Origin of the sequence: Pseudomonas floridensis (assembly GCF_002087235.1) — a bacterium.
In the GTDB taxonomy this organism is placed as follows: Bacteria; Pseudomonadota; Gammaproteobacteria; order Pseudomonadales; family Pseudomonadaceae; genus Aquipseudomonas; species Aquipseudomonas floridensis.
The window spans coordinates 1-4,710 of record NZ_MUIO01000211.1 but is presented as its reverse complement, the minus strand read 5'-3'; the positions used below and the strand labels follow the sequence as shown (position 1 = coordinate 4,710).

The following is a 4,710-nucleotide window of genomic DNA, read 5'->3' as shown; positions in this document are numbered from 1 at the left end:
CAGGTGTATTTCATCACATCTTGGGACTTGTTCGGAGAATCCTTAAGTCTTGTCTCGACCTCAACTGACACCAGCCCTCTGTTCGCGTAGAACCTCGGCCTCCACAGATAATCCGTTGGCGTTGATGAATAATAAGACATACCCCGCGATATGACGCTAACCATCAAAGCAAATCCACGTAGACTCGCCATTCCTCAAACAGGATTTTTCTCATGCCGATGTCGAGTATCAACCATGTGGGTTCATCGCCTGTGGTGCGTTCGGTGGCTATGTTGATCGGGCTGCTGCTGTCTCCGCTGGTCAACGCTGCCGATGCGCAGCAGGCTTACGGCGAGATGGATGCGGCGGCGTTTGATAAAGCTGCTCGCAAGACCTATGCCTTGCAGGACTTCTCTGACCAATACCGCGCCACGGTGGAAGTGGCGGCCACCGACGAGACCTTTCGCCCCGGTGTCATCAAGGTGTTCGGCAAGGCCAGCGACAAGCCGCTGATTCGTGTGCAGTCCGATGAGTTGGTGCTCGACACCGATGCAAAAAGCGGCAAGGTCAAAGCCAATGTGCAAGAGCTGCCGTATGGCGAGCAGAGCGTCTTGATCTACAAGGATTTCAACTTCGACGGCATCAAGGATCTGGCCCTTATGGACGGCCAGAACAGCTGTTATCACGGGCCGTCGTTCCAGGTGTTTGTCGGCACGGCGATTGGTTTCAAGCATAGCGATTCATTCACTGAGCTGGCGCAGAGCAACTGCGGGATGTTCGGTGTGGATGAGAAGAAGCGTGAGATCAGCACCATGACCAAGGACGGTTGCTGCTGGCACAAGATGGCCACGTACAGCATTCGCAACGGCGAGCCGATGATGGAGACCGAGACGGTCATCGATCATACCGGTGGCTCGGGTGTGCCGACCGAAACGGTCAGCGTGAACAAGAATGGCAAAATGGTTCACATCACCCGCCTGCTGTGGGAAAAGGATGATCAGCGCGAGATCCTGTTGTCGTTCAAGCTGGCGCCGTCGGGCAAGCGGGTCATTTTGTTTCGCTCGGGCGTGGGCGGTTCGGTGTATTACGCTGCGGTCGATAACAAGGACCAGGTCGGGTTGCTTTACCCGCAGGCAGACACCGAACGCTTTGAATACGACGCTGCGACTCATGGCCTGAGCTTTGTGCGCGGTGACACCACTTACCGCATTCTGGGCGACGCGAAAGGCGCGCCAAAGAGCATGCAGGTGGTGGCGCGTGGCAAGACCACTGAGCTGAAGCTGCTTGCCGAGCCCGCGAACGGATCCCTCGACAAGGTCGCTGAAGCCATCAAGGCCAGCGCTGGTTAACGTCAGCCCCTGTACCTGATCGCCTCCACAAACGCCGTGAACGCGGGAGATGCCTGGCGGCGATTGGGGTAGTACAGGTGGAAGCCTTCGAAGTAGGGGCTCCAGTCCGTAAGCACCTCCTTGAGGCGTCCGCTGGCCAGATGCGGCCTGGCGAGAAAGTCCGGCACGTAGGCCAGGCCGACGCCGTCGAGGACTGCATTCATGACGTGGATCATGCTGTTGGAGGTGAACTGGCCGTTGACACGCGTGTTCAGTTTGCGCCCGTCCTTTTCGAACTCCCAGGCATAGCAATTGCCATTCGGTGAGTGACGGATGTTGATGCAGGTGTGCTGCGTCAGATCCTGAGGTAGCAAGGGCACAGCGTACTTTTCAAAGTATTCTGGCGTACCGACCACGGACAGGCGCCAATCCGGTCCGAGGCGCACGGCGATCATGTCCTTGCTGATCGATTCCCCGAGACGGATGCCCGCGTCGAAGCGTTCGCTGACGATATTGGTGAAGCCGTAATCGATGCAGACCTCGACCTGAATATCCGGGTACTTCGCCAGAAACTCCGCCAGCATGGGGCGGATGATGTTTTCCGCTGCGTCGTCGGAGCAGGTCACGCGGATCGTGCCGGCAGGCTTGTCGCGCATTTCGCCCAGCACTTCGACTTCCGTGGCGATCTGGTCCAGCAGCGGGCCAATGGTGTTCATCAGTTTCTCGCCGGCCTCGGTGGGCGCCACGTTGCGCGTGGTGCGCGCCAGCAGGCGCACGCCCATTTTTTCTTCCAGTCCGCGAATGGTATGACTCAAGGCCGAAGGCGTGACGCCAAGCTTGACCGCTGCGCGCGTGAAGCTCTGGTCCCGGGCGACGGCGAGGAAGGCTTGCAGGTCATTCAGTCTGGGTGTGCTCATTACTGAGTTTCTCTCACAATCGCATGGAAATTGCGGCGTCTAATCATCCTAATCCCTTTGCCCTAACCTGTGCTTCACATTTTTTACGGTTATCGGGAAAGCAGTGATGCGCAAGCTTCGCTGATTCCTGCGGCCATGTACGAACAGGTCAGTGGTACATGAAAACGTTCGATTCAACCATAGGACACAACGCCATTGCGGCCCATCCACCGGCGTGGGGTGCGGTGTTTTCGATGGCACTGTGCGTGGTCGTGCTGATTGCTTCGGAGTTCATGCCGGTCAGTCTGCTGACGCCCATCGCGCAGGACCTGGGCATCAGCCAGGGGCAGGCGGGCCAGGCCATTTCCATTTCCGGTTTCTTCGCGGTGCTGACCAGTCTGCTGAACACACCGCTGACCGGTCGCTTTGATCGCAAAAAGGTGCTGCTGGGTTTCAGCTTTCTGCTGCTGGTGTCTGGCGTGACCGTCACGTTGGCGCCCAACGGTGTGGCGTTCATGACCGGACGTGCATTGTTGGGCGTCGCCATCGGCGGCTTCTGGTCGATGTCGACCGCCACGGTCATGCGCCTGGTGCCCAAAGAATCGGTTGCTAAAGGGTTGGCGCTGATCAATGGCGGTAACGCGCTGGCTGCGACCGTCGCCGCGCCGCTGGGCAGTTTTCTGGGGCAGTACATCGGCTGGCGCGGGGCGTTTTTTCTGGTGATTCCGCTCGCGGTTTTGGCGTTTGCCTGGCAGTGGTTGAGCATCCCGGCGATGAGCAATCCGGCGAACAAACGGGCGACCAATCCTTTCAAGCTGCTGGTTAACCCGCAGGTGGCCATCGGCATGCTCGCGATCATGCTGCTGTTCATGGGCCAGTTCGCGGTCTTCACCTACCTGCGTCCGTTTCTGGAAAGCATCACCGGCGTGAGCGTGACCACGTTGTCGCTGATGTTGTTGCTGCTCGGCCTTTGCGGTCTGGCCGGAACCTGGATGATCGGCGCGCTGCTGCAAAACCGAATTTACGCCTACCTGATCGCGATTCCGCTGGTGATGGCGGTGTTGGCCGCCGCGCTCATTGCCATGGGGCATTCGCCTGTGGCCGTCGCCCTCGTGCTCGGTATCTGGGGCCTGGTGGCGACACCTGCGCCGGTGGCCTGGGGGCTGTGGCTCAGCCGCACGCTGCCCGACGATGCCGAAGCCGGAGGTGGCCTGATGGTCGCCACTATTCAGCTGGCGATCACGGTGGGTGCGGGTGTGGGCGGTGCGCTGTTCGACCACCTGGGCTGGTGGAGCCCGTTCGTGTTTGGCGCTGTGGTGTTGCTCGGTTCGGCAGTCTTTGCCTGGGCTGCGATGCGCAATGTTCGATTCAGTGAATGAAGCAATAAAGAACGTTCGTTTATCACCTGATTCAGGAAAACCGCAATGAAGAGATTTTTATTGATGCTCGGGCTTTTAGTGGGCTCCTATTCGGCAATGGGAGCGGACATGTCCAATGGCGCAGACAACTTCTACAAGAGTGACAAACTCATTCAGCAGAAGGTGACGTTCAACAACCAGTACAAGATGCGAGTGGGCGGTAACCTGTTCATTCCCAAAGGCTGGAACCCGGATACCAAGGCGCCGGCAATCATCGTTGGCCACCCGATGGGTGCGGTGAAAGAGCAGAGTGCCAACCTGTATGCGCAGAAGCTGGCGGAGCAGGGGTTCGTGACCCTGTCGCTGGACCTGTCTTTCTGGGGCGAGAGTGAAGGCCGTCCGCGTAACGCTGTGTCGCCCGATATCTATGCCGAAGACTTCAGCGCGGCAGTGGATTTCCTTGGCACTCAGACCTTCGTCGACAAGCAGCGCATTGGCGTTCTGGGTATCTGTGGCAGCGGCAGCTTTGTGATCAGCGCTGCCAAGATCGACCCGCGCATGAAGGCCATCGCCACGGTCAGCATGTATGACATGGGCGCCGCCAATCGTGACGGGCTCAAACACTCGCAGACCCTGGCGCAACGCAAGAAAATCATTGCCGAGGCGGCCACGCAGCGTGATATCGAGTCCGCAGGTGGCGAGACGAAGTACACCAGCGGCACCGTGCACGAGATTACCGAGAAGTCGCATCCCATTGAGCGCGAGTTCTACGATTTCTACCGCACGCCACGGGGCGAGTACACGCCGGAAGGTCAGTCGCCCAAGCTGACCACCCACCCGACGCTGACCGGCAACGTCAAGTTCATGAACTTCTACCCGTTCAATGACATTGCCACGATCTCGCCGCGTCCGATGCTGTTCATCGCCGGTTCCGAAGCGCACTCGCTCGAGTTCAGCCAGGAAGCGTTCAAGCTCGCTGGCGAGCCCAAGCAACTGGTGATCGTGCCGGGTGCCGGTCACGTCGATTTGTACGATCGGGTCAAACTGATCCCGTTCGACACCCTGACCGAGTTCTTCAAGAAAAACCTGAAGTAACGACCTCGGAGCAAAGAAAAACCTGCCCATCGGCATAATGCTGTTCACTTAAGC

General features: G+C 58.6%; 4 protein-coding genes. 3 read left to right on the top strand and 1 reads right to left on the bottom strand.

The window, feature by feature from the left end; genetic code table 11:
* Nucleotides 1-218 precede the first annotated feature (218 nt).
* The gene (locus tag BZK31_RS28300; RefSeq protein WP_167378132.1) at nucleotides 219-1,328 is read left to right on the top strand and encodes an XAC2610-related protein; all 1,110 of its coding nucleotides are present in this window, start codon (nucleotides 219-221) and stop codon (nucleotides 1,326-1,328) included.
* Between the two features lie 2 nt (nucleotides 1,329-1,330).
* Here BZK31_RS28300 and BZK31_RS28295 read toward each other — a convergent pair whose 3' ends face one another.
* Nucleotides 1,331-2,224, bottom strand: a complete 894-nt coding sequence (locus BZK31_RS28295) for a LysR family transcriptional regulator (protein ID WP_083186456.1) — start codon at nucleotides 2,222-2,224, stop codon at nucleotides 1,331-1,333.
* A gap of 158 nt (nucleotides 2,225-2,382) precedes the next feature.
* Between BZK31_RS28295 and BZK31_RS28290 the strand changes: the two genes are divergently transcribed.
* Nucleotides 2,383-3,582, top strand: a complete 1,200-nt coding sequence (locus BZK31_RS28290; protein ID WP_083186455.1) for an MFS transporter — start codon at nucleotides 2,383-2,385, stop codon at nucleotides 3,580-3,582.
* 45 nt (nucleotides 3,583-3,627) lie between these two features.
* Nucleotides 3,628-4,656, top strand: coding sequence for an alpha/beta hydrolase (locus BZK31_RS28285; protein ID WP_083186454.1), 1,029 nt, complete (start codon nucleotides 3,628-3,630; stop codon nucleotides 4,654-4,656).
* The last annotated feature ends 54 nt before the right edge of the window (nucleotides 4,657-4,710 follow it).

Coding starts and splice junctions, on each gene's coding strand:
- BZK31_RS28300 (WP_167378132.1), top strand. CDS start 219: ATGTCGAGTATCAACCATGTGGGTTCATCGCCTGTGGTGCGTTCGGTG.
- BZK31_RS28295 (WP_083186456.1), bottom strand. CDS start 2,224: ATGAGCACACCCAGACTGAATGACCTGCAAGCCTTCCTCGCCGTCGCC.
- BZK31_RS28290 (WP_083186455.1), top strand. CDS start 2,383: ATGAAAACGTTCGATTCAACCATAGGACACAACGCCATTGCGGCCCAT.
- BZK31_RS28285 (WP_083186454.1), top strand. CDS start 3,628: ATGAAGAGATTTTTATTGATGCTCGGGCTTTTAGTGGGCTCCTATTCG.